We start from the raw sequence: 26,508 nt of genomic DNA, 5'->3' as shown, positions 1-26,508 counted from the left end.
AACTCAAACACGTTGGGGTATCAAGGAATTCGTTCGCACTGCCGATCAGCGCAGCATGGTGGCGACGATCCCGGCCAGGTAGCCCAACCGGGCGACCTCCGAGGGCCGGAATTCCGGACCGGGGCGGCCGAGCACCACCGCGGTGTGCGAGTCGCCCAACGGGGCCGCGACCATCGTCACGTCCATGTCGCGCCACGCCTTCGGCACCCAGTCGGCGTTGCTGTCCAGCGTCGCGGCCCGCTCCAGCGGCAGCCACGGGGCCGAGTCCGCGTTGGTCTCCGGCGCGCCCGGACTGCCGGCCAGGCGCTGTAGCTCGCCGCCCGAGCTGCGCAGCACCGTGCACCAACTCACGCGCAGCACCTTGGGCGCCTCATTGGCGAGGACCTGCAGTCGCGCCGCCTTGCCCGCGGCCGCGGCGACGTGGTCGAGGAGCTCGAGCTCACGGTGCGCCTCCAGCAGACCGGTGTGCGGGCGCACGCTGTCCACCCGGACACCGGACAGGGATTCGGCGGCGGTGATCAGCGTGTCCGGCATGGCCCCCGGCGGCAGTTCGATCACCAGGTCGTCGGTCGCGTAACCCGCGCTGCGGTCCACGACGTCGAGCGACAAAATGTCGGCCCCCACCGAACCGAGCGCCACCGCCAGCGACCCCAGGCTGCCTGGCCGATCGACGAGTTCGATGCGCAACAGATAGGAGGGCACGGCCAACACTGTTGCACAGGGATGTGTCAAAGGCATTTCGATCGACCCGGCCGCGCGATGCCAACGGCGTGTAGCGGCGCGAACCTTCGCGGCTAGGCTTTCCGATCGTGTCCCAGATCTCCCGCGACGAGGTAGCGCACCTGGCCCGGCTGTCCCGGCTGGCGCTGACCGACAGCGAACTCGACAGCTTCGCCGGCCAGCTCGGCGCCATCCTGACCCATGTCAGCCAGGTGCAGGCGGTCGATGTCACCGGCGTCGAAGCGACCGGCAACCCGCTCAAGGACGTCAACGTCACCCGCCCGGACGAGTCGACACCGTGCCTCACCCAGTCCGAGGCGCTGGCCGAGGCGCCCGCGGCCGTCGACGGCCGCTTCGCGGTCCCGCAGATCCTGGGGGACAGCGAGTGAACGAGATCATCCGGTCCGACGCCGCCACGCTGGCCGCCCGGATCGCCGCCAAAGAGATGTCGTCGGTCGAGGTCACCCAGGCGTGCCTGGACCAGATTCAGGCGACCGACGACCGCTACCACGCCTTCCTGCACGTGGCGGCGGACGAGGCGCTGGGCGCGGCCGCCGTCGTCGACGAGGCGGTGGCCGCCGGCGAGCGGCTGCCGTCGCCGCTGGCCGGGGTCCCGCTGGCGCTCAAGGACGTCTTCACCACGGTCGACATGCCCACCACCTGCGGGTCCAAGATCCTGGAGGGCTGGCGTTCCCCGTACGACGCCACCGTCACGTCGCGGCTGCGTGCCGCCGGCATCCCGATCCTGGGCAAGACCAACATGGACGAGTTTGCGATGGGCAGCTCGACCGAGAACTCCGCCTACGGCCCCACCCGTAACCCGTGGGACGTCGACCGGGTGCCCGGCGGCTCCGGGGGCGGCAGCGCGGCGGCGCTGGCCGCGTTCCAGGCGCCGCTGGCGATCGGGTCCGACACCGGCGGTTCCATCCGCCAGCCCGCCGCGCTCACCTCGACCGTTGGCGTCAAGCCCACCTACGGCACGGTGTCGCGCTACGGCCTGGTGGCGTGCGCGTCGTCGCTGGATCAGGGCGGCCCGTGCGCGCGCACGGTGCTGGACACCGCGCTGTTGCATCACGTGATCGCCGGGCACGACACCTTGGACTCGACGTCGGTCAAGGCGGCGGTGCCCGACGTCGTCGCCGCCGCCAAGGCCGGCGCGACCGGTGACCTCAAGGGCGTGCGCGTCGGAGTGGTCAAGCAGCTGCGTGGCGAGGGCTACCAGCCCGGGGTGCTGAACGCTTTCGAGGCCGCCGTCGAGCAGCTGACCGCCCTGGGCGCCGAGGTGAGCGAGGTCGACTGCCCGCACTTCGAATATGCGCTGGCCGCCTACTACCTGATCCTGCCGTCGGAGGTGTCGAGCAACCTGGCCCGCTTCGACGCGATGCGCTACGGGCTGCGGGTCGGCGACGACGGCAGCCACAGCGCCGAGGAAGTGATGGCGATGACGCGGGCCGCCGGCTTCGGGCCGGAGGTCAAGCGGCGCATCATGATCGGCACCTACGCGCTGTCGGCCGGCTATTACGACGCGTATTACAACCAGGCCCAGAAGGTGCGCACCCTGATCGCCCGCGACCTGGACGAGGCCTATCGTTCGGTGGATGTGGTGGTGTCGCCCGCGACCCCGACCACGGCGTTCCGGCTGGGCGAGAAGGTCGACGATCCGCTGGCGATGTATCTGTTCGACCTGTGCACGCTGCCGCTGAATCTGGCCGGGCACTGCGGCATGTCGGTGCCGGCCGGTCTGTCGCAGGACGACGACCTGCCGGTCGGTCTGCAGATCATGGCGCCCGCCCTGGCCGACGACCGGCTCTACCGTGTCGGCGCCGCCTACGAGGCGGCGCGCGGATCCCTGCCGTCGGCGATCTAAGACAGCCCACGCCCGGGTTCCCGGGCGATTTTGCGCTTGCTCGCGCCATGGAGCCGCCGCCCCAGGCAAGATGAGGGGATGCGGATCGGAGTGCTCACCGGAGGCGGCGACTGCCCCGGGCTCAACGCGGTCATCCGGGCGGTGGTGCGAACGTGCGACGGGCGGTACGGCTCGTCGGTGGTCGGATTCCAGGACGGGTGGCGCGGGCTGCTGGAGAACCGGCGCATTCAGCTGCACAACGACGACCGCAACGACCGCCTGCTGGCCAAGGGCGGAACCATGCTGGGCACCGCCCGCGTGCACCCCGAAAAGCTGCGCGCTGGGCTGAACCAGATCAAGCAGACCCTGGACGACAACGGGATCGACGTGCTGATCCCCATCGGCGGGGAAGGCACGCTGACGGCCGCGCACTGGCTCTCCGAGGAGAACGTCCCCGTGGTCGGTGTGCCGAAGACCATCGACAACGACATCGATTGCACCGACGTGACTTTCGGCCACGACACCGCGTTGACCGTGGCCACCGACGCCATCGACCGGCTGCACAGCACCGCCGAATCGCATCAGCGGGTGATGCTGGTCGAGGTGATGGGCCGCCACGCCGGCTGGATCGCGTTGAACGCGGGCCTGGCTTCGGGCGCGCACATGACCCTGATCCCCGAGCAACCCTTCGACGTCGAGGAGGTCTGCCGGCTCGTCAAAAGGCGCTTCCAGCGCGGGGATTCGCACTTCATCTGCGTGGTCGCCGAGGGCGCCAAGCCCATCCCCGGCTCGATTGCGTTGCGGGAAGGCGGGATTGACGAGTTCGGCCACGAGAAGTTCACCGGGGTGGCGGCCCAGCTCGGCGCCGAGGTGGAGAAGCGGATCAATAAGGACGTCCGGGTGACCGTGCTGGGCCACGTCCAGCGAGGCGGCACCCCGACGGCCTACGACCGGGTGCTGGCCACCCGATTCGGGGTGAACGCGGCCGACGCCGCGCATGCCGGCGAATACGGCCAGATGGTGTCGCTACGCGGGCAGGACATTGGCCGGGTGCCGCTGGCGGACGCGGTGCGTCAGCTCAAGCTGGTGCCGGAAAGCCGCTACGACGACGCCGCCGCGTTCTTCGGTTAGCCGCGCCGCCGGGCAAACAACGGGTGGATCTGAGTGAACCGCGGCTTGAATTTGCCCGCTAATGATCCAGGTGGTTCGCATTTGCGACATTTTGGTGGTTTCCGGACCGGTCCTGAGGGGTTATACCGGGTGTATGAGCAACCGCGGTGCGATTCGCGGATTCGTTCAGCAATCCGCTGCAGCGGCGAGGCCACCGGGCCCGCCGAATCAGATGCCGGGTCCGCGCGGGCGGCGCGCGAACGGCGGCCCCGCAGCGACCACCGTGCCGCAGTCGCACGGTCCGAAGCAGCCCGCGGCCGGACCGTCACAACCTCCGCCCGCCGCCCCGCCGCCACCCCCGCGGGTGCCACCCCCGGCTCGGCCCGAGCCGATACTCGGCGCGACGGCGCTGGACCGCTTCGACGCGCACGACACGGACGCCGCGGGGTTCAACTGGCGACAGCTGCTCTATCGCCTCACCGGGATCGAGATCGGCCCGGGCAAGAACACGACCTATGAGAACGACCTGCGGCAGCGCATCCGCGCGACCGTGGGCGGCGCCTTCCCGATCGCCGTGCTCAACCTCAAGGGTGGGGTTGGCAAGACGACGGTGGTGGAGGCACTGGGATCGACCTTCGCTGCCGTTCGCCGCGACCGGGTGCTTGCCCTCGATATCGACGCCGGAGACCTGGCGGAGCGCCACGGCCGGCGCAACCCGCACAGCATGGCCGACCTGCTGCACGGCAAACCTGCAGCGCAGTATGAGGACATCCGCGCGCTGACGTATATGAACGGCTTCGGGCTGGAGGTGCTCGGGTTGCCGGACTCCGATTGGCGTCTGGAGCGCCACGACATGCTGCGGGCCTTCTCGATGCTGCGAAACCAGTATTCGTTGGTCCTGGTCGACTGCGTCAAAACGCTCAATTCCGATGTGATGGACGCCGTTCTACCGGAATCGCGCGCCTTGGTGGTGGTCACCAGCCCCGCCATCGATGCTGTACGCAAAACACGGGCGACGCTGGAATGGTTGTGCCACAACGGGTATGCATCATTGATGCAGTGGACGGTGCTGGCCGTCAACCACGTCGAGCCGGCCAAGGTCGACGGTGTGGCGGTCACCGAACTCGACCGGTTGTCCGCTGGCGTCGGCGCCACGGTGGTATTGCCCTTCGACCGGCACGTGCACGATGGGCGAAAGATCGCGCTGGACCGGTTGAGCAAGGAGAGCAGGCGCAGTTATCTGGAGATGGCGGCCGTGCTGGCCGACATGTTCCCGGGCCGGGGAGGGCAGCGCGACCAATTGCCGGTGGCGCGATCACCGCGCACCGGCTGATGTGAATTGACCACTGGGTGACCCGCTTCGCCCGGCTCCGCCGCGCTCGCGATCACCATTAGGATCGAGCGCATGAGTGTTGCCGCCAGCGCCGATCTGATGGACTACGACGACGTCATCGCGCGTTTCGATCCGGTACTCGGCCTCGAGGTGCACGTTGAACTGTCCACCGTCACCAAGATGTTCTGCGGCTGCGCCACCGCTTTCGGCGCCGAGCCCAACACCCAGGTCTGTCCGGTGTGCCTCGGCCTGCCCGGTTCGCTGCCCGTGCTCAACCAGAACGCGGTCGAGTCGGCCATCCGCATCGGGTTGGCGCTGAACTGCGAGATCGTGCCCTGGTGCCGCTTCGCTCGGAAGAACTACTTCTACCCGGACCAGCCGAAGAACTACCAGATTTCGCAGTACGACGAGCCCATCGCCATCAACGGCTACCTCGAGGCACCGCTGGAGGACGGCACCACCTGGCGGGTCGAGATCGAGCGCGCGCACATGGAGGAAGACACCGGCAAGCTCACCCACATCGGCAGCGAGACTGGCCGCATTCACGGCGCGACCACATCGTTGATCGACTACAACCGCGCCGGCGTGCCGTTGATCGAAATCGTCACCAAGCCCATCGAGGGCGCCGGGGCCCGGGCGCCGCAGATCGCCCGCGCCTACGTGACGGCGTTACGAGACCTGTTGCGGGCTCTGGACGTATCCGATGTCCGGATGGACCAGGGATCGATGCGGTGTGATTCCAACGTGTCGCTCAAGCCGACCGGTGCGGCCGAGTTCGGCACCCGGACCGAAACCAAGAACGTCAACTCGCTGAAAAGCGTTGAGGTCGCGGTGCGTTACGAAATGCAACGCCAAGCCGCAGTCTTGGCGTCCGGTGGCCGAATCATCCAGGAAACCAGGCACTTTCACGAGGCCGGCGGCTACACGAGCCCGGGCCGCACCAAAGAGACGGCCGAGGACTACCGGTACTTCCCCGAGCCGGACCTGGAGCCCGTCGCGCCCAGTCGCGAGCTGGTCGAGCGACTTCGTCAGACCATCCCCGAGCTGCCGTGGTTGAGCCGCAAGCGCATTCAGGACGAGTGGGGCATCTCCGACGAGGTGATGCGTGACCTGGTCAACGCCGGGGCGATCGAATTGGTCACCGCGACCATCGAGCACGGCGCATCCAGCGAGCAGGCCCGCGCCTGGTGGGGCAACTTCCTGATGCAGAAGGCCAACGAGGCCAACGTGGCGCTGGACGAGCTGGCCATCACGCCCGCGCAGGTCGCCGCGGTGGTGGCGCTGGTCGACGAGGGCAAGCTGTCCACCAAACTGGCCCGCCAGGTCGTCGAGGGTGTGCTGGCGGGCGAGGGCGAGCCCGAAGAGGTGATGACCGCCCGCGGTCTGGCGCTGGTGCGCGATGACTCGGTGACGCAGGCCGCCGTCGACGAGGCGCTGGCCGCCAATCCCGATGTGGCAGAAAAGATCCGCGGCGGCAAGGTGGCCGCGGCCGGCGCGATCGTCGGCGCGGTGATGAAGGCCACCCGCGGCCAGGCCGACGCCGCCCGGGTGCGCGAATTGGTGTTGGCCGCCTGCGGCCAGGGCTAGCCCCGGGTCAATCGACCGTCATCACGGCGGCGAGTCCGTCAGCTCTTGTCGTCGCTGTTGCGCGGGAAGCCGCCGCCCTGCGGGAAGAGCGGGAACACCACGTCGTCCAGCTTTTCGGCGTCCCCGGCCGTCTTGTTGACCGTTGCGCCCCAGACGTTTCCATCCGGCGACATGCGCAGCGCCCAGGCGTGCGCGTGGGTGTCCTTGCGAACCACATCGGGTTGACCGGTGACCGCCCCCGTGCCCGGCGCCAGCCGGACCGCGACCGTCAGCTTGGTGTTGATCAGGTTGACCAGCACGGTCCCGTCCATCGCCGCGCATCCGGCCACGCCCGGTTTGTCGGGCCAGGTCCACACCGTGGACACCTCCGACGTTTTGGTGATGCGCTGCAACCGATCCGCGGTCGGGGTGCGGTCGGCGACATACAGTGAGCCGTCGACCGGGTCGGTGCACAGGCCGCCGCCGGAACCCACCCCGGACAGCGCGGTCGTCGGCGGCGCCTGCCCCACGGTGGTCGGCTGCTCGATCCGCAGCACCTTGCCGGCCAGCGATTTGGGGTCGGCGGCCGCCGCCGGGTTGCCCGCGTCGCCGGTCATCACCACCAGCGTGGTGGGACTGGTGAAGATCAACGCTCCGGTGTTTCCGGTGGCGCCCTTGGGGATCCCGGTCAGGATGTCCTTGGGGATGTCGCCGTCGGCCACCCGGATGACCCGGTTGTCGGTCGGCGTGCTGATGTAGGCGTACATCAGGCGGTCCTGGGTGTACGTGGGCGACATGACGATGTCCATCAGGCCGCCGTCCCCGGACGAATCCACCGGGATCACCGTCTTCACCTTCGGCTCGGCATTGACGGAGATCTCCTTGACCGCGCCGGTGGTGCGCTCGGCGACGAGCGCGGTTTTGCTGTCGGGGCCCATGATCAGGCCGCTGGTGCTCTCCAGGCAGCCCTGCATCACGCCGGGAGCGGGGCAGGCCTTGGGAAACGGCGTGGGCGGCAGTGGCGGCGGCGGGGGAGGCGTCGAACTGGGTTGCGGCTTCAGTTCGGGGGCGGTGGTGAACGGTTGCGATTGGGCGTCATTGAAGCGTGCGCACCCACTCGTCACCAGCACGAGGGCACACAGCACGGCGAAGCCGCGCCGAACCGACCGCCCCGATCGCCCTAGTCGCATGACCGTCAGGCTACGGACACTGCCAGCGGCGCCGCCACACACGTCCCCGTTGGCCGCCGCCGAAAACTCGACCTCGACCCCTTTCCGCCCCTGCCGCCGCAACCTCCGGCGAACGGGCGATGTCGCGCGGCGGGCCTCCCAAACCGGCTCCGGAGACGATTCGGGGCAAATCCGGGCCGATTTGACGGGCAAACCGCCGATTGCCAGGCGAAAGCGCCGCTCAAATCCCCAATTCAGGGCCGAATGCCCTTACCCTGACACCCGTGACCAGTCAACCGAATGACGCACATTGGCAACGGCCCGGCGAATCCCCGGAGCCGACCCCGGGACGCCCCGCCTCGGCGCGGCTGGTCGATCCCGAAGATGATCTGACGCCAGTCGGCTACCCCGGCGACTTCAACCCGTCGACCGGTACCACCACCGTCATCCCCTACGGCGGCGCCCCCGCGGTCGCCGGCTCCGGGGCCGGGGGCTACAACCTGCTGGAACAGCAGGAGCCCCTGCCTTACGTCCAGCCGCATGCGGCGTCCCGGCATGCCGTCCCCGAGTCCGCCGACATCGACGACGACGACGATGAACACCACGACCGGTTGCACGACGTCGGCCGGCGCGGAACGCAGCATCTCGGTTTGCTGCTGCTGCGCGTCGGGCTGGGCGTGGTGCTCGGCGCCCACGGGCTGCAGAAGCTGTTCGGCTGGTGGGGCGGCTCCGGCGTGACGGGGTTCAAGAACTCACTGTCCGACGTCGGCTACCAACACGCCGACATCCTCGCCTACGTGAGCGCCGGCGGCGAGGCCGTCGCGGGCGTGCTGCTCATCCTGGGTCTGTTCACGCCGGTGGCCGCGGCCGGTGCGCTGGCGTTTCTGATCAACGGCCTGCTGGCCAGCCTCTCGGTGCGGCCGCACACCCGCAACTTCTCGTTCTTCCTGCCCGAGGGGCACGAATACCAGATCACCCTGATCGTCATGGCCGCCGCGGTCGTCCTGTGCGGACCCGGCCGCTACGGCCTGGACGCGCGCCGCGGTTGGGCGCATCGACCCTTCATCGGGTCCTTCGTCGCCCTGCTGGCAGGCATCGCGGCCGGTGTCGGGGTGTGGGTGGCCCTCAACGGCGTGAATCCGATCGGCTGACCGGCCTTCTCACTGGTAGGGGTTGGGAACCCGCCCCGCGCTGGCCTCGGTCAGCTCGGGCAGCGTGGAGAAGGTGACCGCGGGTAACCGCAGCTCGGCGCCGCTCTTGAGGCGCGCGCGTCCCCACGAACCGCGGTGGAAACGCAGCCCGTCGATCTCGTCCCAGCGCACTCGCCGGCTGCCGAAAAGCGTCCGAACGGTCACGCCCTGTTCGTCGGCGACGGTGCGTAGCCGGACGATCAACGCCGACAGCAGCACCGGAAGGATCAGCAGCGGGAGCGACGGCGGCCACAGCATCACCGGAATCAGCAATCCCAAGGTCAGGAATCCGACGGCCAGATGCGCTATCGGCGACACCTTGATCACGACGGGCGCTGCGGGGGGTGTTTGGGGAGACGAACCGGTAGCCACCCCACCATCATTTCACCCGGCAGCTGGACTCGGTCCCGCGTGCGCTCGCCCGGCGGCGCGGTCGCCGACCTCGCTGGTGACCGGGCCGCCGAAGGTCACGGATTTGACTGCTGAGCTGTGCGAAGGCTACCGTCGGACGCTATGGATACCGCCGGAAAGACCGGGATGCTCGTAGTAATTAGTCAGCGCGTTGGTGGCTGACTTGCTCTTCAGCATTTGAAGCAATCCAGCACCAACGCGCAACCCTCGTGCAGCAGATGAGCTGTCGGGGGTTTTTTGTTGCCCCCAACGAGATTCCCGGAATGAATAGGACTGAACGACAGTGAGCGCTCCTATCAGGCAGCACGCCTCCGCGACACCGGACGCTGCCGACATCGCCACGGATGCGGCCAAGCCCGCCGCCAAGCCTGCGGCCGGCAAGCCGAAACGCATTGGGCCCGAGCAACTTACCGGGGCCCAGGCGGTGATCCGCTCGCTAGAGGAACTCGGCGTAGAGGTCATCTTCGGCATCCCCGGCGGCGCGGTGCTGCCGGTTTATGACCCGCTGTTCGACTCGAAGAAGCTGCGCCACGTGCTGGTCCGCCACGAGCAGGGCGCCGGCCACGCCGCCAGCGGCTACGCGCACGCCACCGGCAAGGTCGGCGTATGCATGGCGACATCGGGGCCCGGCGCCACCAACCTGGTGACCCCGCTGGCCGACGCCCAGATGGACTCGATACCCGTCGTCGCCGTCACCGGCCAGGTCGGGCGCTCGCTGATCGGTACCGATGCCTTCCAGGAAGCCGACATCTCGGGCATCACGATGCCGATCACCAAGCACAACTTCCTGGTCCGCTCGGGCAACGAGATCCCGCAGGTGCTCGCCGAGGCTTTCCACATCGCCGCCTCTGGCCGCCCCGGCGCGGTGCTCGTCGACATCCCCAAGGACGTGCTGCAGGGCCAGTGCACGTTCAGCTGGCCGCCGCGGATCGATCTGCACGGCTACAAGCCGAACACCAAGCCGCACAGCCGGCAGATCCGCGAGGCCGCCAAGCTGATCGCGGCCGCCCGCAAGCCGGTGCTCTACGTGGGTGGCGGGGTCATCCGCGGCGACGCGACCGAGCAGCTGCACGAGCTGGCCGAGCTGACCGGCATCCCCGTGGTGACCACGCTGATGGCGCGCGGCGCGTTCCCGGACAGCCATCCCCAGCACATGGGCATGCCCGGCATGCACGGCACCGTCGCCGCGGTGGCGGCGCTGCAGCGCAGCGACCTACTGATCGCGCTGGGAACGCGCTTCGATGACCGGGTGACCGGGAAGCTGGACACCTTCGCCCCCGAGGCCAAGGTGATTCACGCCGACATCGACCCGGCCGAGATCGGCAAGAACCGCCACGCGGACGTGCCGATCGTCGGCGACGTCAAAGCCGTCATCATCGAGCTGCTCGAGCTGCTGCGCCAGGACGGGATTCCCGGCAAGCTCAACATGACCGAGTGGTGGGCCTACCTGAACGAGGTTCAGTCCACCTACCCGCTGAGCTACGGCCCGCAGAGTGACGGCAGCCTCGGCCCGGAGTACGTCATCGAGAAGCTGGGCCAGATCGCCGGCCCGGACGCCCTGTACGTCGCGGGCGTCGGTCAGCACCAGATGTGGGCGGCCCAATTCATCTCGTACGAGAAGCCGCGCACCTGGCTCAACTCCGGCGGGCTGGGCACCATGGGGTTCGCCATCCCGGCGGCGATGGGCGCCAAGATGGCCCGCCCGGACGCCGAGGTGTGGGCGATCGACGGCGACGGTTGCTTCCAGATGACCAACCAGGAGCTGGCCACCTGCGCGATCGAGGGCGTGCCGATCAAGGTGGCGCTGATCAACAACGGCAACCTGGGCATGGTGCGCCAATGGCAGACGCTGTTCTACCAAGAGCGGTACTCGCAGACCGATCTGGCCACGCACTCGCACCGCATCCCGGATTTCGTGAAGCTGGCGGAGGCGTTGGGTTGCGTCGGATTGCGTTGCGAGCGTGAAGAAGACGTCGAAGACGTGATCAACCAGGCGCGGGCGATCAACGACCGCCCGGTGGTGATCGATTTCATCGTCGGGGCCGACGCGCAGGTCTGGCCGATGGTGGCCGCCGGCACCAGCAATGACGAGATTCAGGCGGCCCAGGGAATCCGCCCGCTGTTCGACGACGAGAGCGAAGGGCACGCCTGATGCACACGCACACCCTGTCGGTGTTGGTCGAGGACAAACCCGGCGTGCTCGCCCGGGTGGCGGCGCTGTTCTCGCGGCGCGGGTTCAACATCGAATCGCTGGCCGTCGGTGCCACCGAGCAGAAGGACATGTCGCGGATGACCATCGTGGTGTCCGCCGAGGAGACCCCGCTCGAGCAGATCACCAAGCAGCTCAACAAGCTGATCAACGTCATCAAGATCGTCGAGCTCGACGACGACAACTCGGTGTCCCGGGAATTGGCGCTGATCAAGGTGCGCGCCGACGCGGGCATCCGCAGTCAGGTGATCGAAGCGGTGAACCTATTCCGCGCCAAGGTGATTGATGTGTCGCCGGAGGCACTGACGATCGAGGCGACGGGTAACCGCGGCAAGATCGAGGCGCTGCTGCGCATCCTGGAACCCTTCGGGATCCGCGAAATCGTCCAATCCGGCGTGGTGTCGCTGGCTCGCGGTCCGCGTGGAATCGGCACGGCCAAGTAATTTTTCAGCTGAAACAAGAAGGAGATAGTGAAGTGGCTAACCCGTCTGGCGAGACATTGCCGATGTTCTACGACGACGACGCAGACCTGACGATCATCCAGGGTCGCAAGGTCGGCGTGATCGGATACGGCAGCCAGGGACATGCGCACTCGCTGAGCCTGCGCGACTCCGGCGTGCAGGTGAAGGTGGGCCTGAAGGAGGGTTCGAAGTCGCGGGCCAAGGTGCAAGAGCAGGGCCTGGACGTCGACACCCCGGCCGAGGTCGCCAAGTGGGCCGACGTCATCATGCTGCTGGCGCCCGACACCGCGCAGGCCGACATCTTCAAGAACGACATCGAACCCAACCTCAAGGACGGGGACGCGTTGTTCTTCGGCCATGGCCTCAACATCCACTTCGACCTGATCAAGCCGCCGGCCAACGTCACCGTCGCGATGGTCGCCCCCAAGGGGCCCGGCCACCTGGTGCGCCGGCAGTTCGTCGACGGCAAGGGTGTGCCCGCGCTGATCGCCGTCGACCAGGACCCGAACGGCGACGGCGAGGCGCTGGCCCTGTCCTACGCGAAGGCCATCGGCGGCACCCGCGCCGGTGTCATCAAGACCACCTTCAAGGACGAGACCGAGACCGACCTGTTCGGTGAGCAGGCCGTGTTGTGCGGTGGCACAGAGGAATTGGTGAAGACCGGATTCGATGTCATGGTCGAGGCGGGCTACCCGCCGGAGATGGCCTACTTCGAGGTGCTGCACGAGCTCAAGCTGATCGTCGACCTGATGTACGAGGGTGGCATCGCCCGGATGAACTACTCGGTGTCCGACACCGCGGAATTCGGCGGCTACCTCTCGGGTCCGCGCGTCATCGACGCCGGCACCAAGGAGCGGATGCGCGAGATCCTGCGCGACATCCAGAGCGGCGACTTCACCAAGAAGCTGGTCGCCAACGTCGAGGGCGGCAACAAGCAACTCGAGCAGCTGCGCAAGGAGAACGCCGAACACCCCATCGAGGTCACCGGCAAGAAGCTGCGCGACCTGATGAGCTGGGTCGACCGGCCGATCACCGAAACGGCCTAGCGTTTTTCGCCGAGCGTGCACTCAGGGCGAGTATTCAGCGATTTCTTCGCCGTGAGTGCACGTTCGGTGGCCCAGGACGCCGTGAGGCGTCCCGCCGTCTGGACCACCCGGCGGGCCAGATGCTCGAGTGCGGTGCCGGTCGGCTCGTCGAATTCCTTGATGTTGTCGTGGGTGGTGACCAGGCTCGCCCCATAGGGATTGCCGTCGACGAATTTGCACGGATCCGTGTATCCCGGCGGCACGATGATGCCGCCGAAGTGCATCAGCGAGATGTAGAGCGAGAGCAGGGTGGTCTCCTGGCCGCCGTGCACGGTGTTGGACGACGTGAAACCCGCGTACACCTTGTCCGCGAGCTTGCCCTGCGCCCACAACCCGCCCAGCGAATCGAGAAACGCGCGCAATTGCGCTGCCGGAGAACCGAACCGGGTCGGTGAACCGAAGATCACCGCATCCGCCCAGACGATGTCGTCGCCGGTGGCCGCCGGAAGGTCTTTGGTGGCCTCATAGTTCGCCGTCCAGGCCGGGTTGTGGGCGAACGATTCGGGATCCTGTGTTTCGGCGACGTGCCTCAGGCGGACTTCGGCCCCCGCCGACTCGGCCGCGGCGGCCACGCGCTGCGCCATCGTGGTGTTATGGCCGGTGGCCGAGTAGTAGATGATCGCAAGTTTCGTCACGGCGTTATCGTAGGCCGCAGATCCGGGATCGTGTCGATGCCGAATTCCCGGCGCAACAACGTGCGGGCCGCGTAGTAGCCGGCCATGCCGTGCACACCGCCGCCCGGCGGTGTGGCCGCGGAGCACAGGTACACCTTGGGAATGGGTGTGCGCCAAGGGTTTAACCGCGGTGTGGGACCGGCGATCGCCCGCCAGGCGGAGTTGCCGCCCATCCCGATGTCGCCGCCGACGTAGTTGGCGTTGTGGTCGCACAACCGGGCGGCCGGCACCGCGCGCGCCGCCAGCACGACGTCGCGGAAGCCGGGGGCGAATCGCTGGACCACCGCGGTCACCGCTTGGGTCGCGTCGAGGGTGGACCCCGCCGGCACGTGGACGTAGGTCCAGAAGGGCCGGCGACCGGCGGCGTCGATGCGGCCGGGGTCGGCGACGTGCGGCGACGCGGCCAGCACCATGGGCCACTGCGCGTGCCGCCCCGCGGCGATGTCGGCTTCGGCGCGGGCCATCTGCTCGCGGGTGCCGCCGAGGTGCAGGGTCGGCGCCTGCCGCAACCGGGGGTCCGACCACGGAATCTCGTCGCTGAGCACGAAGTCGACCTTGGCAACACCGGGACCAAAGGTATAGCGCCGCAACGCTTTAGCGTAGCGCGCGGGCAGGGCTTCGCCGTAGATGCGCAACAGCGCGGTCGGCGCGGTGTCGAATGCGACGACCCCACCCGGCGGCGACGTCACTTCGGTGCCCGCCGTGAGCTCGCCGCCGTGGGCGCGCAGGTCGGCGATGAGGGCGTCGGTGATCGCCTGGCTACCGCCCACCGGAATCGGCCAGCCGACCGAGTGCGCGAGGGTGGCCAGCATCATCCCGGCGCCGGCCGCGGTCAGCGACGGCATTCGCGAAATGATATGCGCGGCAACGCCGGTGAACAGCGCGCGGGCGTCCTCGCCGGCCAGCGTCCCCCACGCCGGGGTGCCTTGGGCCAGCATCCGCAGCCCCAGTTGCAGCGCCGACGGCAGCGAGTTCGGCACCGACCTCTTGTCGCCCAGCAGCAGGGCCACCACGTCGTCGGAACGCTCGACCAGCGGGCCGAGCAGGCGTTTGAAGGACGCGCCGTGCTCGAGTTCGGCACAGGTGCGGTCCAGGTCGCGGTAGGCGATGGCCGCGGGGCGCCCGGGCAGCGGGTTGGCGTAGGAAATCTCGGGCACCGCCAGCTGGACGCCGCGGGCGGGCAGGTCGAACTCTTTGAAGAACGGCGACGCCAGCGCCAACGGGTGCACGGCGGAGCAGATGTCGTGCAAGACTTCCGCAGAATCTGGGTCGGGCGCGGTGCGCGCACCCCCGCCAAAGGTCGGCTGAGCTTCGACGACCTGGACTTTCAGGCCGGCCCGGGCGCAGATTACGGCAGCCGTCAACCCGTTGGGTCCGCTGCCGACGATGGTGACGTCCACGCGTTAATTACAGCCGATAGGCTGGCCGGGTGAATCTGCCTGTTGTACTCATTGCCGACAAGCTCGCCGAATCCACCGTCGCCGCCCTGGGTGACCAGGTCGAGGTGCGCTGGGTAGACGGCCCGGATCGGGAGAAGCTGCTCGCGGCCGTGCCGGAGGCCGATGCGCTGCTGGTGCGTTCGGCCACCACGGTCGATGCCGAGGTGCTGGCGGCCGCGCCCAAGCTGAAGATCGTCGCCCGCGCCGGGGTGGGCCTGGACAACGTCGACGTCAACGCCGCCACCGAGCGCGGTGTGCTGGTGGTCAACGCGCCGACGTCGAACATCCACAGCGCCGCCGAGCACGCGCTGGCGCTGCTGCTGTCCGCGGCCCGCCAGGTTCCGGCCGCCGATGCCTCGCTGCGCGAGCACGCCTGGAAGCGGTCGTCCTTCTCGGGCACCGAGATCTTCGGCAAGACGGTCGGCGTGGTGGGCCTGGGCCGGATCGGGCAGCTGGTCGCCCAGCGGCTCAGCGCTTTCGGCACCCACCTGGTCGCCTACGACCCCTACGTGTCGCCGGCGCGCGCCGCGCAGCTGGGCATCGAACTGCTGACGCTGGACGAACTGCTGGGCCGCGCCGACTTCATCTCCGTGCACCTGCCGAAGACGCCCGAAACCGCGGGCCTGATCGACAAGGACGCGCTGGCCAAGACCAAGCCGGGCGTCATCATCGTCAACGCCGCCCGCGGTGGCCTGGTGGACGAAGCCGCGCTGGCCGACGCGGTGCGCAGCGGCCACGTGCGCGCGGCCGGGCTGGACGTCTTCTCCAAGGAACCGTGCACCGACAGCCCGCTGTTCGAGCTGCCGCAGGTGGTGGTCACACCGCACCTGGGCGCATCGACCGAAGAGGCGCAGGACCGGGCCGGCACCGACGTTGCGGCAAGCGTGAAGCTCGCTCTGGCCGGGGAATTCGTTCCCGACGCGGTCAACGTCGGCGGCGGGGTGGTCAACGAAGAGGTGGCGCCCTGGCTGGACCTGGTGCGCAAGCTCGGGGTGCTGGCCGCCACGCTGTCCGACGGCCCCCCGGTGTCCTTGTCGGTGCAGGTGCGCGGCGAACTTGCCTCCGAAGATGTTGAGGTGCTTAAACTTTCGGCGCTGCGAGGGTTGTTCTCGGCCGTCGTCGAGGGGCCGGTGACCTTCGTCAACGCCCCGGCGCTGGCCGAAGAACGCGGCATCACCGCCGAAATCGGCACCGCGTCGGAGAGCCCGAACCACCGCAGCGTGGTCGACGTCCGCGCGGTTGCGCACGACGGCACCGTCGTCAACGTCGCCGGCACCTTGTCCGGGCCGCAGCTGGTGGAGAAGATCGTGCAGATCAACGGGCGCAACTTCGATCTGCGCGCCCGGGGCACCAACCTGGTGATCAACTACGTCGACCAGCCCGGCGCGCTGGGCAAGATCGGCACCCTGCTGGGTTCGGCCGGGGTGAACATCGAAGCCGCGCAACTCTCCGAGGACGCCGAGGGCCCGGGTGCGACGATCCTGCTGCGCCTGGACCGCGACGTGCCGCGTGACGTGCGGGCCGAAATCGGTGCGGCCGTCGGCGCCAACAAGCTTGAGGTGGTTGATCTGTCGTGAAGTGCGCCGGCGACAAGAAGAATTGGAGCGATGAGGTGGGGGCACCTCCCGCTTGCGGGGGAGAGCGGCGCCGATGAAGTTGGCGGTGATCGAGGGTGACGGGATCGGGCCCGAAGTCGTTTCCGAGGCCATCAAGGTCCTGGATACGGTGCTGCCCGGGGCGGACAAGACCAGCTACGACCTGGGTGCGCGGCGCTATCACGCCACCGGTGAGCTACTGCCGGACTCGGTCGTCGACGAGCTGCGCGCGCACGATGCCATTCTGCTCGGGGCTATTGGTGACCCGTCGGTGCCCAGCGGCGTGCTGGAACGAGGGTTGTTGCTGCGCCTGCGTTTCGAGCTGGACCATCACATCAACCTGCGGCCGGGCCGGCTGTATCCGGGAGTGAACAGCCCGCTGGCCGGCAACCCGGAGATCGACTTCGTGGTGGTGCGCGAGGGAACAGAAGGGCCCTACACCGGCACCGGCGGCGCCATCCGCGTCGGGACGCCCAACGAAGTCGCCACCGAGGTAAGCCAGAACACGGCTTTCGGTGTGCGCCGGGTGGTGGCCGACGCGTTCGAACGGGCCCAGCGACGCCGAAAGCACTTGACACTGGTGCACAAAACCAACGTGCTGACCTTCGCCGGCAGGCTGTGGTCGCGCATCGTGGCCGAAGTCGGACGCGACTATCCCGACGTCGAGGTCGCTTATCAACACGTCGACGCCGCGACCATCTTCATGGTCACCGACCCCGGCCGCTTCGACGTGATCGTCACCGACAACTTGTTCGGCGACATCATCACCGACCTGTCGGCGGCGGTGTGCGGCGGAATTGGCTTGGCGGCCAGTGGAAATATCGACGGCACCCGCACCAATCCCTCGATGTTCGAGCCCGTCCACGGCAGTGCGCCGGACATTGCCGGCCAGGGCATCGCCGACCCGACCGCCGCCATCATGTCGGTGGCGTTGCTGCTCGCCCATCTCGGCGAAGACGCTGCCGCCGCGCGAGTGGACCGGGCCGTGGCGTCCCATCTGGCCAGTCGCCCGACCGGAAAGTTATCCACCGCCGAAGTCGGCGAACGGATTGCGTCCGGGCTCTAGTTTCCAGACCCGGTGGCACCAACCGCGTCGGCACCAGCGGCACCGCCGCCAGCGGGAACAACGCGCACAACATCCACGCCGGTGGGTATTTCGCGGCCGAGATCAACGCACCGAACAGCGGCGGGCCGGCGGCGGCCATCACCCGCTGGGTGGTGTTCTGGATGCCCAGGGCGCGTCCGCTCCAGTACGGGCCGGCGAATTCGGTGATGGCCGTGGCCTCCAGCCCGTTGTCGAGCACCGCGATCACCGAGATGGCGACCATCAGTCCGGCCTGCCACCGCGAGTTCATGTAGTCGGCCCACGCCAGCAGCAGCAAGATCAGCACGGCGGCGGCCGCGATGTAGCGCACCGGCCGCATGCGCGAGCCGAGTCGATCGGACCACCGGCCCACGGCCACGCGGCCGAGCGCACCCAGCAGCTGCGACACAGTGACCAACCCGCCGGCGGCCGCGACCGACCAGTGCAGGTTCTTGATCAGCCACACCAGCATGAACGTCACCGTCACCGTTTGCGGCATCATCATCAGGCCCGCCACCGCGTGAATTCGCCACAGCGTCAACGACCCTCGATACGGGCTGGCGAGTTCCTGATCGCTTGCACTGGCGCGGGGTTTGCGCGGCGGGTCGACTATTCCGACGACGCTCACTACCGCTCCGAACACGCACGCCAGCGCGGTGAACCGGAGGCCGGCCCGTGGCCCGTGTTCGGCGAGCTCGGGAATTATCATCGCGCCCAAGGCGATTCCCAAGGGCTGCGCGGTTTGGCGGATACCCATGGCCAGCCCGCGCTGGTGTGGCGGGAACCAGGCGGACACCAGCCGGCCGCCGGCCGTGTTGCAGCTGGCGGCGGCCATACCGCCGAGGAACAGGTAGACGGCGATCATCACCAGCGAATGCGCCGACGCCGCGGCGTAGGCGGCTATCGCGGTGAGCGCCGAGCCCGTGGTCATCACCACCCGCTCGCCGACCCGGTCGAGCAGGTATCCCCAGAGCACCAGCGTGACCACCATGCCCCAGCTGGGCATCGAGGCGAGCAGACCGGCCTCGTCGAGCCGGATTCCGCGCGCGCTTTGCAGCGACGGGATGAGGAACGCGACGCCGTTGATGAAGAGGAACGAACTCGCCGTTGCCAGCAGCGAAACTATCATGATCGACCAGCGGGCGCCCGCGCCGATTTCGGGCGTCGCGGCCGGGTCGGACTGCATTCTTTATGCTTGCATACCGGCGGGAAACTTAGGTGCAGGACTTGTGCCGTCGCCCGTCATTGCCGCCAATTTCGTCCCGGCTCGTGCCTGCCCGCCACGCCCGGCTACGCCGCGCTCGCGACCGTCACTGGCCCGGATCGTGACGGCCCGCCACGCCCGGCTACGCCGCGCTCGCGACCGTCACTAGCTCGGATGGTGACGGCCCGCCACGCCCGGCTACGCCGCGCTCGCGACCGTCACTAGCTCGGATGGTGACGGCCCGCCACGCCCGGCTACGCCGCGCTCGCGACCGTCACTAGCTCGGATGGTGACGGCCCGCCACGCCCGGCTACGCCGCGCTCGCGACCGTCACTAGGCTCAACCAAATGCGCCTTGGTCGAATCGCCAGCCCGGACGGTGTCGCCTTCGTCAGTATCGAAGGTGACCTCAACGACCCAGCCGAGATGATCGTGCGCGAGATCGCCGAACATCCGTTCGGCACGCCGAACTTCACCGGCCGTTCGTGGCCGCTGGCCGACGTCCGGCTGCTCGCCCCGATTCTGGCCAGCAAGGTGGTGTGTGTCGGGAAGAACTACGCCGATCACATCGCCGAAATGAATGACATGACCGGCCCCGCCCCGGTGGATCCGGTGATCTTCCTCAAGCCCAACACCGCGATCATCGGGCCGAACGTGCCGATTCGGTTGCCGGCCAACGCATCACCGGTGCACTTCGAGGGCGAGCTGGGGGTGGTCATCGGCAGGCCCTGCAAGGACGTCACGGCAGCCCAGGCGGCGGAGAACATCCTCGGCTACACCATCGGCAACGACGTCTCGGCGCGCGATCAACAAAAATCCGATGGACAGTGGACCAGGGCCAAGGGGCATGACACCTTCTGCCCGGTGGGGCCGTGGATCGTCACCGACCTCAAACCGCTGGACCCCGGCGATCTGGAGTTGCGCACCGAGGTCAACGGCGACGTAAAGCAGCACAGCCGTACCTCGCTGCTGATCCACGACATCGGGTCGATCGTCGAGTGGATTTCGGCCGTAATGACCCTGCTGCCCGGCGACATCATCCTCACCGGCACGCCGGCGGGCGTCGGGCCGATCGAGGACGGCGACACCGTCTCCATCACCATCGAGGGCATCGGCACCCTCACCAATCCCGTGGTCCGTAAAGGAAAATCGTGACTGCCCCAGCACAAGTCCGGGTCCGATTCTGTCCCTCGCCCACCGGTACCCCGCACGTCGGAATGGTCCGCACGGCCCTGTTCAATTGGGCGTACGCCCGACACACCGGGGGTACCTTCGTGTTTCGCATCGAGGACACCGATGCGCAGCGCGACACCGAGGAAAGCTATCTGGCGCTGCTGGACGCGCTGCGCTGGCTCGGCCTGGATTGGGACGAGGGACCCGAGGTGGGCGGACCCTATGGCCCGTACCGCCAGTCGCAGCGCAGTGAGATCTATCACGATGTGGTGGCCCGGCTGCTCGAAGCGGGCGAGGCGTACTACGCCTTCTCGACGCCGGAGGAGGTCGAGGCGCGCCACCTCGCCGCGGGCCGTAATCCCAAGCTGGGCTACGACAATTTCGACCGGCAGCTGACCGATTCCCAGCGCGCCGCGTTCCTGGCCGAAGGCCGCCGACCCGTGGTCCGGCTGCGCATGCCGGACGAAGACCTCGCGTGGGACGACCTGGTTCGCGGCACCACCAGCTTCGCGTCCGGATCGGTGCCGGATTTCGCGCTGACCCGCGCCAACGGAGATCCGTTGTACACCTTGGTGAACCCGTGTGACGACGCGCTGATGAAGATCACCCACGTGCTGCGCGGCGAGGACCTGCTGTCGTCGACCCCTCGCCAGCTGGCGTTGTATCAGGCGCTCATCCGCATCGGCGTGGCGGAGCGGACCCCGCAGTTCGCGCACCTGCCAACGGTATTGGGGGAGGGGACCAAGAAACTCTCCAAGCGCGACCCGCAGTCGAACCTGTTCGCCCACCGCGACCGCGGCTTCATCCCCGAAGGCTTGCTCAACTATCTCGCGTTGCTCGGCTGGGCCATCGCCGACGACCACGACGTGTTCAGTCTCGACGAGATGGTGGCCGCGTTCGATGTGGTCAACGTCAACTTTAATCCCGCCCGCTTCGACCAGAAGAAGGCCGACGCGCTCAACGCCGAGCACATCCGGATGCTGGCGCTCGACGACTTCACCGCCAGGCTGCGCGATTATTTCAACGTCCACGGCCATCGCCTCGGATTGGACGACGCCGGCTTCGCCACCGCCGCGAACCTGGTGCAGACCCGGATCGTGGTGCTCGGCGACGCGTGGGATCTGCTGAAGTTCCTCAACGACGACGAATACGCGCTCGACCCCAAGGCCGCCGCCAAGGAGCTGGGAGCCGACGGCGCCGCGGTGCTGGACGCGGCGCTGCCCGCGCTGGACGCCGTGACGGACTGGACGGCGCCGCAGATCGAAGCCGCGCTCAAGGCCGCGCTCATCGACAACCTGGGCCTCAAACCGCGCAAGGCTTTCGGCCCGATCCGGGTGGGGGCCACCGGGACGACGATCAGCCCGCCGTTGTTCGAGTCGCTGGAGCTGTTGGGCCGCGAGCGCAGCATGGGGCGACTGCGGGCGGCGCGCGAGACGGCCGGGCGGGGCCCCGCTTGAGCGGGCCCGGACCACGCGTGCGGAGTGTCCGCCGAGACTTTGGTAGTCTGCACTGCGGTTTACCGAAAGGCCGACAACGGCTGGCGGCGGCGGACTCCAATGAGCTTATGAAGTCCCGCAATCGACGCTGACCAGCGGTTTTAGGCAGCCAATGGGGTATGGTGTAATTGGCAACACAGCTGATTCTGGTTCAGCCATTCTAGGTTCGAGTCCTGGTACCCCAGCCAAACTCTCGCAAAAGTCTCTGGTCTCAAGCGATTAGGTGGGCCTAGCGGGGTGAGCTATGCTGACTGCTCGGATCGTTTCTGGCCCCGTCGTCTAGCGGCCTAGGACGCCGCCCTCTCACGGCGGTAGCGTGGGTTCGAATCCCATCGGGGCTACAAATATCGCAGCTACTGGTCGGTCCCCAGGACCGCCGGTGCTGTCGATCCACCCACCGGCATGGCCGGCAAGCCGAGTTTGCGGTGATCCCACGAACGGGCCCGTCGGGCCACGATGCGAACGCAGACCCGCTTGTTCATCATCTGCTCCACGAACGGCTTCATGTCGTCGCTGTAGGGACCGGTGTAGCGCTCCCAGACGCTGACGCCCACGCGGTGTGAGACGTCGGGATCGTCGACGATCTCGGCCACGCCCTCGAAGGACACCCCGCGCAGTGTGTCGTACGTGTGGCCGTCCTCGATCAGAAAGCTCACCCGCGGGTCGCGCTTGAGGTTGATGGCCTTCTGCGACTTGGCCTTGGTCTCCAGCCAGATCTCGCCGTCGACGACGGCGTACCACATGGCGGTCAGGTGCGGCTGGCCGTCGGCGCCGATGGTGGCCAGCGTGCCGGTGCGGCTTTTCACGACGAAATCAGCGATCTCGTCCTCGGACATGACGATGCTCGCGCGCTGATTGGTTCCCATGCCGGTCAGTCTGTCAGGCGGCCTGCGGGGACTGTGCACTGGTGGCGTTGAGTGTGCACCGAGGGCGGCAATTTTCCCGATTACGCCGCCCTGGACGCACACTCGCCGCCGGAACGGCTCAGAGCCGGCGGGTGAGTGCCTCGGCGGCGGACAGGAGGTCGGCGGCCCAGCGCGCCCCGGGGCGCCGGCCGATCCGGTCGATGGGACCCGACACCGAGATGGCCGCGACGACGGCACCGCGGCCATCGCGCACCGGCGCCGACACACTCGCCACGCCCGGCTCGCGCTCGGCCACGCTCTGGGCCCAGCCCCGCCGCCGCACTTCGGCCAGGGTTCGTTCGGTGAATTTCGCCGTCGCGAGCACCGTTTTCTGGGTGGCCGCGTCGCTATGGGCCAGCAGCACTTTGGCGCCCGATCCGGCAGTCATCGGCAATCGCGCCCCGATCGGAACCGTATCGCGAAGGCCCGCAGCGGGTTCCAGCGCGGCCACGCAGACGCGGTCGGTGCCCTCGCGGCGATACAGCTGGACGCTCTCGCCGGTGGTTTCGCGCAACAGCGGCAGCACCGCGCTGCTGGCGGCCAGCAGCGGATCGTTGACCTGGGCCGCGAGTTCGGTGACGGCCGGACCCAGTAGCCAGCGTCCTTCGTCGTCGCGCGCCAGCAGGCGATGCACTTCGAGGGCGGCGGCCAGCCGGTAGGCCGTCGCGCGGGGCAAGGAGGTCCGCTCGCACAGTTCGGCTAACCCACATGGTGATTGGGAGATCGTGTGGAGAATACCCACGGCTTTGTCCAGGACGCCGATACCGCTATGCTGTCTCACAAGAAGATACTAGCGTCTCGCATTCTGAGATCACAGCCTGAATGATCGGCGAGCCGCCAACGAGGCGAATTGAGGCGAGTTCGATATGGGAATCGATCAAGGGGCGGCGGGGGCCGCCACCAAACCGCGCACTCTGGCCGAAAAAGTTTGGGATGACCACGTTGTGGTATCCGGTGTGGCCAGCGAGCCGGACCTGATCTACATCGATCTGCATCTGGTGCACGAGGTCACCAGTCCGCAGGCCTTCGACGGCCTGCGCCTGGCCGGCCGGCCGGTGCGCCGCCCCGATTTGACGCTGGCCACTGAGGATCACAACGTTCCGACCACCGATATCGACAAGCCGATTGCCGACCCGGTGTCGCGAATCCAGGTCGAGACTCTACGGCGAAATTGTGCCGAATTCGGTGTGCGGCTATATCCAATGGGCGACGTCGAGCAGGGCATCGTGCACGTGGTCGGGCCGCAGCTGGGCCTCACCCAACCCGGAATGACGGTGGTCTGTGGCGATAGTCACACCTCGACGCACGGCGCATTCGGCGCGCTGGCCATGGGAATTGGCACCTCGGAGGTCGAGCACGTGCTGGCCACCCAGACGTTGCCGCTGCGACCGTTCAAGACGATGGCGGTCAATGTCGACGGGCAGCTGCCCGCCGGCGTGACGGCCAAGGACATCATTCTCGCGCTGATCGCCAAAATCGGCACCGGCGGCGGGCAGGGCCACGTCATCGAATATCGCGGCAGCGCCATCGAATCGCTGTCGATGGAAGGCCGGATGACGGTCTGCAATATGAGCATCGAGGCCGGTGCCCGGGCGGGAATGGTGGCTCCGGACGAAACCACGTTCGAGTTCCTGCGCGGCCGCCCGCACGCGCCGCAGGGGGCGCAATGGGATGCGGCGATGAGTTATTGGCAGCAGCTGCACACCGACCCCGGAGCCGAATTCGACACCGAGGTCTACCTCGACGCCGCGTCGCTGAGCCCGTTCGTGACGTGGGGCACCAACCCCGGCCAGGGCGTTCCGCTGGCCGACGCGGTGCCGGATCCCGAGCTGATGACCGACGACGCGCAGCGCCAGGCGGCTGAGAAAGCGTTGGCGTATATGGACCTTCGACCGGGCATGCCGATGCGTGACGTCGCCGTTGACACGGTGTTCGTCGGCTCTTGTACCAACGGTCGTATCGAAGATCTGCGCGTCGTCGCCGACGTGCTGCGCGGCCGCAAGGTCGCGCCCGGGGTGCGGATGCTGGTGGTGCCGGGCTCGATGCGGGTCCGCGCGCAGGCCGAAGCCGAAGGGCTGGGTGAGGTTTTCACGTCCGCGGGCGCCGAATGGCGCCAAGCGGGCTGCTCAATGTGCCTGGGGATGAATCCCGACCAGCTTGCGCCGGGGGAGCGGTGCGCCGCGACGTCCAACCGCAACTTCGAAGGGCGCCAGGGTAAAGGCGGCCGCACGCATTTGGTGTCTCCGGCCGTTGCCGCGGCGACAGCCGTTCGCGGCACATTGTCTGCTCCAGCCGATTTGAGCTGACGTATTTCGACTGTTGAAGGGATGAGCATGGAAGCTTTTCACACCCACACCGGTATCGGTGTGCCGCTGCGGCGCTCCAATGTCGACACCGATCAGATCATTCCAGCGGTGTATTTGAAGCGTGTCACCCGAACCGGTTTCGAGGACGGCTTGTTCGCCAGCTGGCGGTCGGATCCGTCATTCGTGCTCAACCTCAGCCCCTTTGACCGGGGGTCAGTGCTAGTCGCGGGGCCCGATTTCGGGACGGGGTCGTCGCGTGAGCATGCGGTGTGGGCTCTGATGGACTACGGGTTCCGGGTGGTCATCTCGTCTCGGTTCGGTGACATTTTCCGGGGCAACGCCGGCAAGGCGGGGCTGCTGGCGGCCGAAGTTTCTCAGGATGGTGTGGAGCTGCTCTGGAAGCTCATCGAGCAGAGCCCGGGCTTGGAAATCACTGTCAATCTTCAAGATCGAAATATCACCGCAGGAACGACGGTGCTGCCGTTCAAGATTGACGACCACACCGCATGGCGACTACTCGACGGCCTTGACGATATAGCCCTTACGCTGCGGAAACTCGATAAAATCGAGTCATTCGAAGCGGCGTATCCGGAGTGGAAACCGCGTACTCTGCCCACCTCTTGAGTAGTCGGCCGGCGCCGATTTTCTGCTTGATCGACTAACTAAACCGAGCCGATTTTCAACACCCCCCACCGGTCAAGGGCGGCAACCAGATTGCGAAATAAGCGGACGCTTTGCCCTGAAATTGCGCGTGGCTCTTGGAAATTTGCTGGGTGAGGGTTTACCGTGTCCACTAGTCGGTTCAAATCGAGGACCACTAGCGTCGGAGGGATTGATGAACAAGGCAGAGCTCATTGATGTGCTCACAACTAAATTGAACACGGACCGTCGACAGGCGACCGCTGCGGTCGAGAATGTTGTCGACACCATTGTGCGTGCGGTACACAAGGGCGACAGCGTCACTATCACCGGGTTCGGTGTGTTCGAACAGCGGCGCCGCGCAGCACGGGTGGCCCGCAACCCGCGGACCGGTGAGACGGTGAAGGTGAAGCCGACGTCCGTCCCGGCGTTCCGCCCCGGTGCTCAGTTCAAAGCGGTTGTGTCTGGCGCACAGCGCCTCCCGTCGGAAGGCCCGGCCGTGAAGCGCGGTGTGGTATCGGGTGGTGCGGCCAAGAAGACCGCCGCGAAGAAGGCTCCGGCCAAGAAGGCTGCGGCCAAGAAGGCCCCGGCTAAGAAGGCGGCGGCCAAGAAGGCTCCGGCTCGCAAGGCCGCGACCAAGGCGCCGGCCAAGAAGACCGCGACCAAGGCTCCGGTGCGCAAGGCGGCGACCAAGGCTCCGGCCAAGAAGACCGCGGCCAAGAAGGCTCCGGCCAAGAAGGCCGCGACCAAGGCTCCGGCCAAGAAGGCCGCGAGCAAGGCTCCGGCCCGCAAGGCTCCCGCCAAGAAGACGACCGCGCGTCGCGGCCGCAAATAGGCGGAGTCACGTTCTAACACGAATACCCTTCGGGCGGCAGCGGTGCCCCCGAAGGGTAT

General features: G+C 67.7%; 22 protein-coding genes, 2 tRNA genes and 2 pseudogenes. 18 read left to right on the top strand and 8 right to left on the bottom strand.

The window, feature by feature from the left end; all coding sequences use genetic code 11:
• Nucleotides 1-45 precede the first annotated feature (45 nt).
• Entirely contained in the window at nucleotides 46-702 is a 657-nt protein-coding gene (locus tag MTY59_RS27055) for an ACT domain-containing protein (RefSeq protein WP_221043865.1), read from the bottom strand.
• A 107-nt stretch (nucleotides 703-809) separates the two neighbouring features.
• On the opposite strand from MTY59_RS27055, the gene gatC reads away from it, so the two are divergent.
• The 5 genes from gatC (at nucleotide 810) to gatB (ending at nucleotide 6,596) form a co-directional block, all read left to right on the top strand.
• Nucleotides 810-1,109: an Asp-tRNA(Asn)/Glu-tRNA(Gln) amidotransferase subunit GatC gene (gene gatC / locus MTY59_RS27050; protein ID WP_221043864.1), complete on the top strand. Its 300-nt coding sequence runs from the start codon at nucleotides 810-812 to the stop codon at nucleotides 1,107-1,109.
• Nucleotides 1,106-2,587 carry an Asp-tRNA(Asn)/Glu-tRNA(Gln) amidotransferase subunit GatA gene (gatA, locus tag MTY59_RS27045; protein ID WP_221043863.1) on the top strand — a complete coding sequence of 494 codons (1,482 nt, stop codon included), beginning with the start codon at nucleotides 1,106-1,108 and terminating at the stop codon, nucleotides 2,585-2,587. Before gatC ends, gatA begins: the two co-directional genes overlap by 4 nt.
• A gap of 78 nt (nucleotides 2,588-2,665) precedes the next feature.
• Entirely contained in the window at nucleotides 2,666-3,697 is a 1,032-nt protein-coding gene (locus MTY59_RS27040; RefSeq protein ID WP_221043862.1) for an ATP-dependent 6-phosphofructokinase, read from the top strand.
• Nucleotides 3,698-3,830: 133 nt separating this feature from the next.
• Nucleotides 3,831-5,009: a MinD/ParA family ATP-binding protein gene (locus MTY59_RS27035; protein ID WP_250160677.1), complete on the top strand. Its 1,179-nt coding sequence runs from the start codon at nucleotides 3,831-3,833 to the stop codon at nucleotides 5,007-5,009.
• A gap of 72 nt (nucleotides 5,010-5,081) precedes the next feature.
• Nucleotides 5,082-6,596: an Asp-tRNA(Asn)/Glu-tRNA(Gln) amidotransferase subunit GatB gene (gene gatB / locus MTY59_RS27030; RefSeq protein ID WP_221043861.1), complete on the top strand. Its 1,515-nt coding sequence runs from the start codon at nucleotides 5,082-5,084 to the stop codon at nucleotides 6,594-6,596.
• 38 nt (nucleotides 6,597-6,634) lie between these two features.
• Here the strand turns inward: gatB and MTY59_RS27025 are convergent, their stop codons facing one another.
• Entirely contained in the window at nucleotides 6,635-7,765 is a 1,131-nt protein-coding gene (locus tag MTY59_RS27025; protein WP_221043860.1) for a PQQ-dependent sugar dehydrogenase, read from the bottom strand.
• A gap of 263 nt (nucleotides 7,766-8,028) precedes the next feature.
• Here MTY59_RS27025 and MTY59_RS27020 point away from each other — a divergent pair, with 263 nt between their 5' ends.
• Nucleotides 8,029-8,895 (top strand): DoxX family protein, encoded by an 867-nt coding sequence (locus MTY59_RS27020; protein WP_221043859.1) that lies wholly within the window; start codon nucleotides 8,029-8,031, stop codon nucleotides 8,893-8,895.
• 9 nt (nucleotides 8,896-8,904) lie between these two features.
• On the opposite strand, the gene MTY59_RS27015 is transcribed toward MTY59_RS27020, so the two are convergent.
• Nucleotides 8,905-9,261: a PH domain-containing protein gene (locus MTY59_RS27015; RefSeq protein ID WP_221046684.1), complete on the bottom strand. Its 357-nt coding sequence runs from the start codon at nucleotides 9,259-9,261 to the stop codon at nucleotides 8,905-8,907.
• Between the two features lie 367 nt (nucleotides 9,262-9,628).
• Between MTY59_RS27015 and MTY59_RS27010 the strand changes: the two genes are divergently transcribed.
• The 3 genes from MTY59_RS27010 (at nucleotide 9,629) to ilvC (ending at nucleotide 13,061) form a co-directional block, all read left to right on the top strand.
• Complete coding sequence (locus MTY59_RS27010) at nucleotides 9,629-11,497, top strand: acetolactate synthase large subunit (RefSeq protein WP_221043858.1); 1,869 nt, start codon at nucleotides 9,629-9,631, stop codon at nucleotides 11,495-11,497.
• Complete coding sequence (gene ilvN / locus MTY59_RS27005; protein WP_221043857.1) at nucleotides 11,497-11,997, top strand: acetolactate synthase small subunit; 501 nt, start codon at nucleotides 11,497-11,499, stop codon at nucleotides 11,995-11,997. The genes MTY59_RS27010 and ilvN overlap by 1 nt, the downstream gene beginning before the upstream one ends.
• A 62-nt stretch (nucleotides 11,998-12,059) precedes the next feature.
• A complete protein-coding gene (ilvC, locus tag MTY59_RS27000) occupies nucleotides 12,060-13,061 on the top strand; it encodes a ketol-acid reductoisomerase (protein ID WP_007775535.1) in 1,002 nt (333 codons plus the stop codon).
• Between the two features lie 77 nt (nucleotides 13,062-13,138).
• On the opposite strand, the pseudogene wrbA reads toward ilvC, so the two are convergent.
• Nucleotides 13,139-13,735: pseudogene (gene wrbA, locus MTY59_RS26995) on the bottom strand (NAD(P)H:quinone oxidoreductase); the annotation flags it as partial.
• Entirely contained in the window at nucleotides 13,732-15,174 is a 1,443-nt protein-coding gene (locus MTY59_RS26990) for a phytoene desaturase family protein (RefSeq protein ID WP_221043856.1), read from the bottom strand. The gene MTY59_RS26990 and the pseudogene wrbA, both read right to left, overlap by 4 nt.
• A gap of 29 nt (nucleotides 15,175-15,203) precedes the next feature.
• Between MTY59_RS26990 and serA the strand changes: the two genes are divergently transcribed.
• Both serA and MTY59_RS26980 read left to right on the top strand, forming a co-directional pair.
• Nucleotides 15,204-16,790, top strand: a complete 1,587-nt coding sequence (gene serA / locus MTY59_RS26985; RefSeq protein WP_221043855.1) for a phosphoglycerate dehydrogenase — start codon at nucleotides 15,204-15,206, stop codon at nucleotides 16,788-16,790.
• A 73-nt stretch (nucleotides 16,791-16,863) separates the two neighbouring features.
• Entirely contained in the window at nucleotides 16,864-17,874 is a 1,011-nt protein-coding gene (locus MTY59_RS26980; protein WP_221043854.1) for a 3-isopropylmalate dehydrogenase, read from the top strand.
• Nucleotides 17,875-18,007: 133 nt separating this feature from the next.
• Here the strand turns inward: MTY59_RS26980 and MTY59_RS26975 are convergent.
• A pseudogene (locus MTY59_RS26975) lies at nucleotides 18,008-19,021 on the bottom strand (MFS transporter); the annotation flags it as partial.
• Between the two features lie 422 nt (nucleotides 19,022-19,443).
• Here MTY59_RS26975 and MTY59_RS26970 point away from each other — a divergent pair.
• The 4 genes from MTY59_RS26970 to MTY59_RS26955 all read left to right on the top strand — a co-directional run bounded on the left by MTY59_RS26970 (nucleotide 19,444) and on the right by MTY59_RS26955 (nucleotide 22,105).
• On the top strand, nucleotides 19,444-20,250 hold the full coding sequence (locus tag MTY59_RS26970; RefSeq protein ID WP_221043853.1) for a fumarylacetoacetate hydrolase family protein: 807 nt from the start codon (nucleotides 19,444-19,446) through the stop codon (nucleotides 20,248-20,250).
• The gene (gene gltX / locus MTY59_RS26965; RefSeq protein WP_221043852.1) at nucleotides 20,247-21,725 is read left to right on the top strand and encodes a glutamate--tRNA ligase; all 1,479 of its coding nucleotides are present in this window, start codon (nucleotides 20,247-20,249) and stop codon (nucleotides 21,723-21,725) included. Before MTY59_RS26970 ends, gltX begins: the two co-directional genes overlap by 4 nt.
• A 152-nt stretch (nucleotides 21,726-21,877) precedes the next feature.
• Nucleotides 21,878-21,952, top strand: a tRNA-Gln gene (locus tag MTY59_RS26960).
• 80 nt (nucleotides 21,953-22,032) lie between these two features.
• Nucleotides 22,033-22,105, top strand: a tRNA-Glu gene (locus MTY59_RS26955).
• A gap of 12 nt (nucleotides 22,106-22,117) precedes the next feature.
• Here the strand turns inward: MTY59_RS26955 and MTY59_RS26950 are convergent.
• Nucleotides 22,118-22,630, bottom strand: coding sequence for a pyridoxamine 5'-phosphate oxidase family protein (locus MTY59_RS26950; protein WP_076102858.1), 513 nt, complete (start codon nucleotides 22,628-22,630; stop codon nucleotides 22,118-22,120).
• 118 nt (nucleotides 22,631-22,748) lie between these two features.
• On the bottom strand, nucleotides 22,749-23,450 hold the full coding sequence (locus MTY59_RS26945) for an IclR family transcriptional regulator (protein ID WP_221043851.1): 702 nt from the start codon (nucleotides 23,448-23,450) through the stop codon (nucleotides 22,749-22,751).
• 85 nt (nucleotides 23,451-23,535) lie between these two features.
• On the opposite strand from MTY59_RS26945, the gene leuC reads away from it, so the two are divergent.
• The 3 genes from leuC to MTY59_RS26930 all read left to right on the top strand — a co-directional run bounded on the left by leuC (nucleotide 23,536) and on the right by MTY59_RS26930 (nucleotide 26,449).
• On the top strand, nucleotides 23,536-24,975 hold the full coding sequence (gene leuC, locus MTY59_RS26940; protein ID WP_221043850.1) for a 3-isopropylmalate dehydratase large subunit: 1,440 nt from the start codon (nucleotides 23,536-23,538) through the stop codon (nucleotides 24,973-24,975).
• A 27-nt stretch (nucleotides 24,976-25,002) separates the two neighbouring features.
• Nucleotides 25,003-25,599 (top strand): 3-isopropylmalate dehydratase small subunit, encoded by a 597-nt coding sequence (gene leuD / locus MTY59_RS26935; RefSeq protein ID WP_221046683.1) that lies wholly within the window; start codon nucleotides 25,003-25,005, stop codon nucleotides 25,597-25,599.
• 211 nt (nucleotides 25,600-25,810) lie between these two features.
• Nucleotides 25,811-26,449, top strand: coding sequence for an HU family DNA-binding protein (locus tag MTY59_RS26930; RefSeq protein ID WP_221043849.1), 639 nt, complete (start codon nucleotides 25,811-25,813; stop codon nucleotides 26,447-26,449).
• The last annotated feature ends 59 nt before the right edge of the window (nucleotides 26,450-26,508 follow it).

The sequence above is a fragment of the Mycobacterium senriense genome, from assembly GCF_019668465.1.
Classification (GTDB): Bacteria; Actinomycetota; Actinomycetes; order Mycobacteriales; family Mycobacteriaceae; genus Mycobacterium; species Mycobacterium senriense.
Note: the sequence above shows the minus strand (reverse complement) of the source record. Positions and strands in the feature narration are given on the sequence as shown.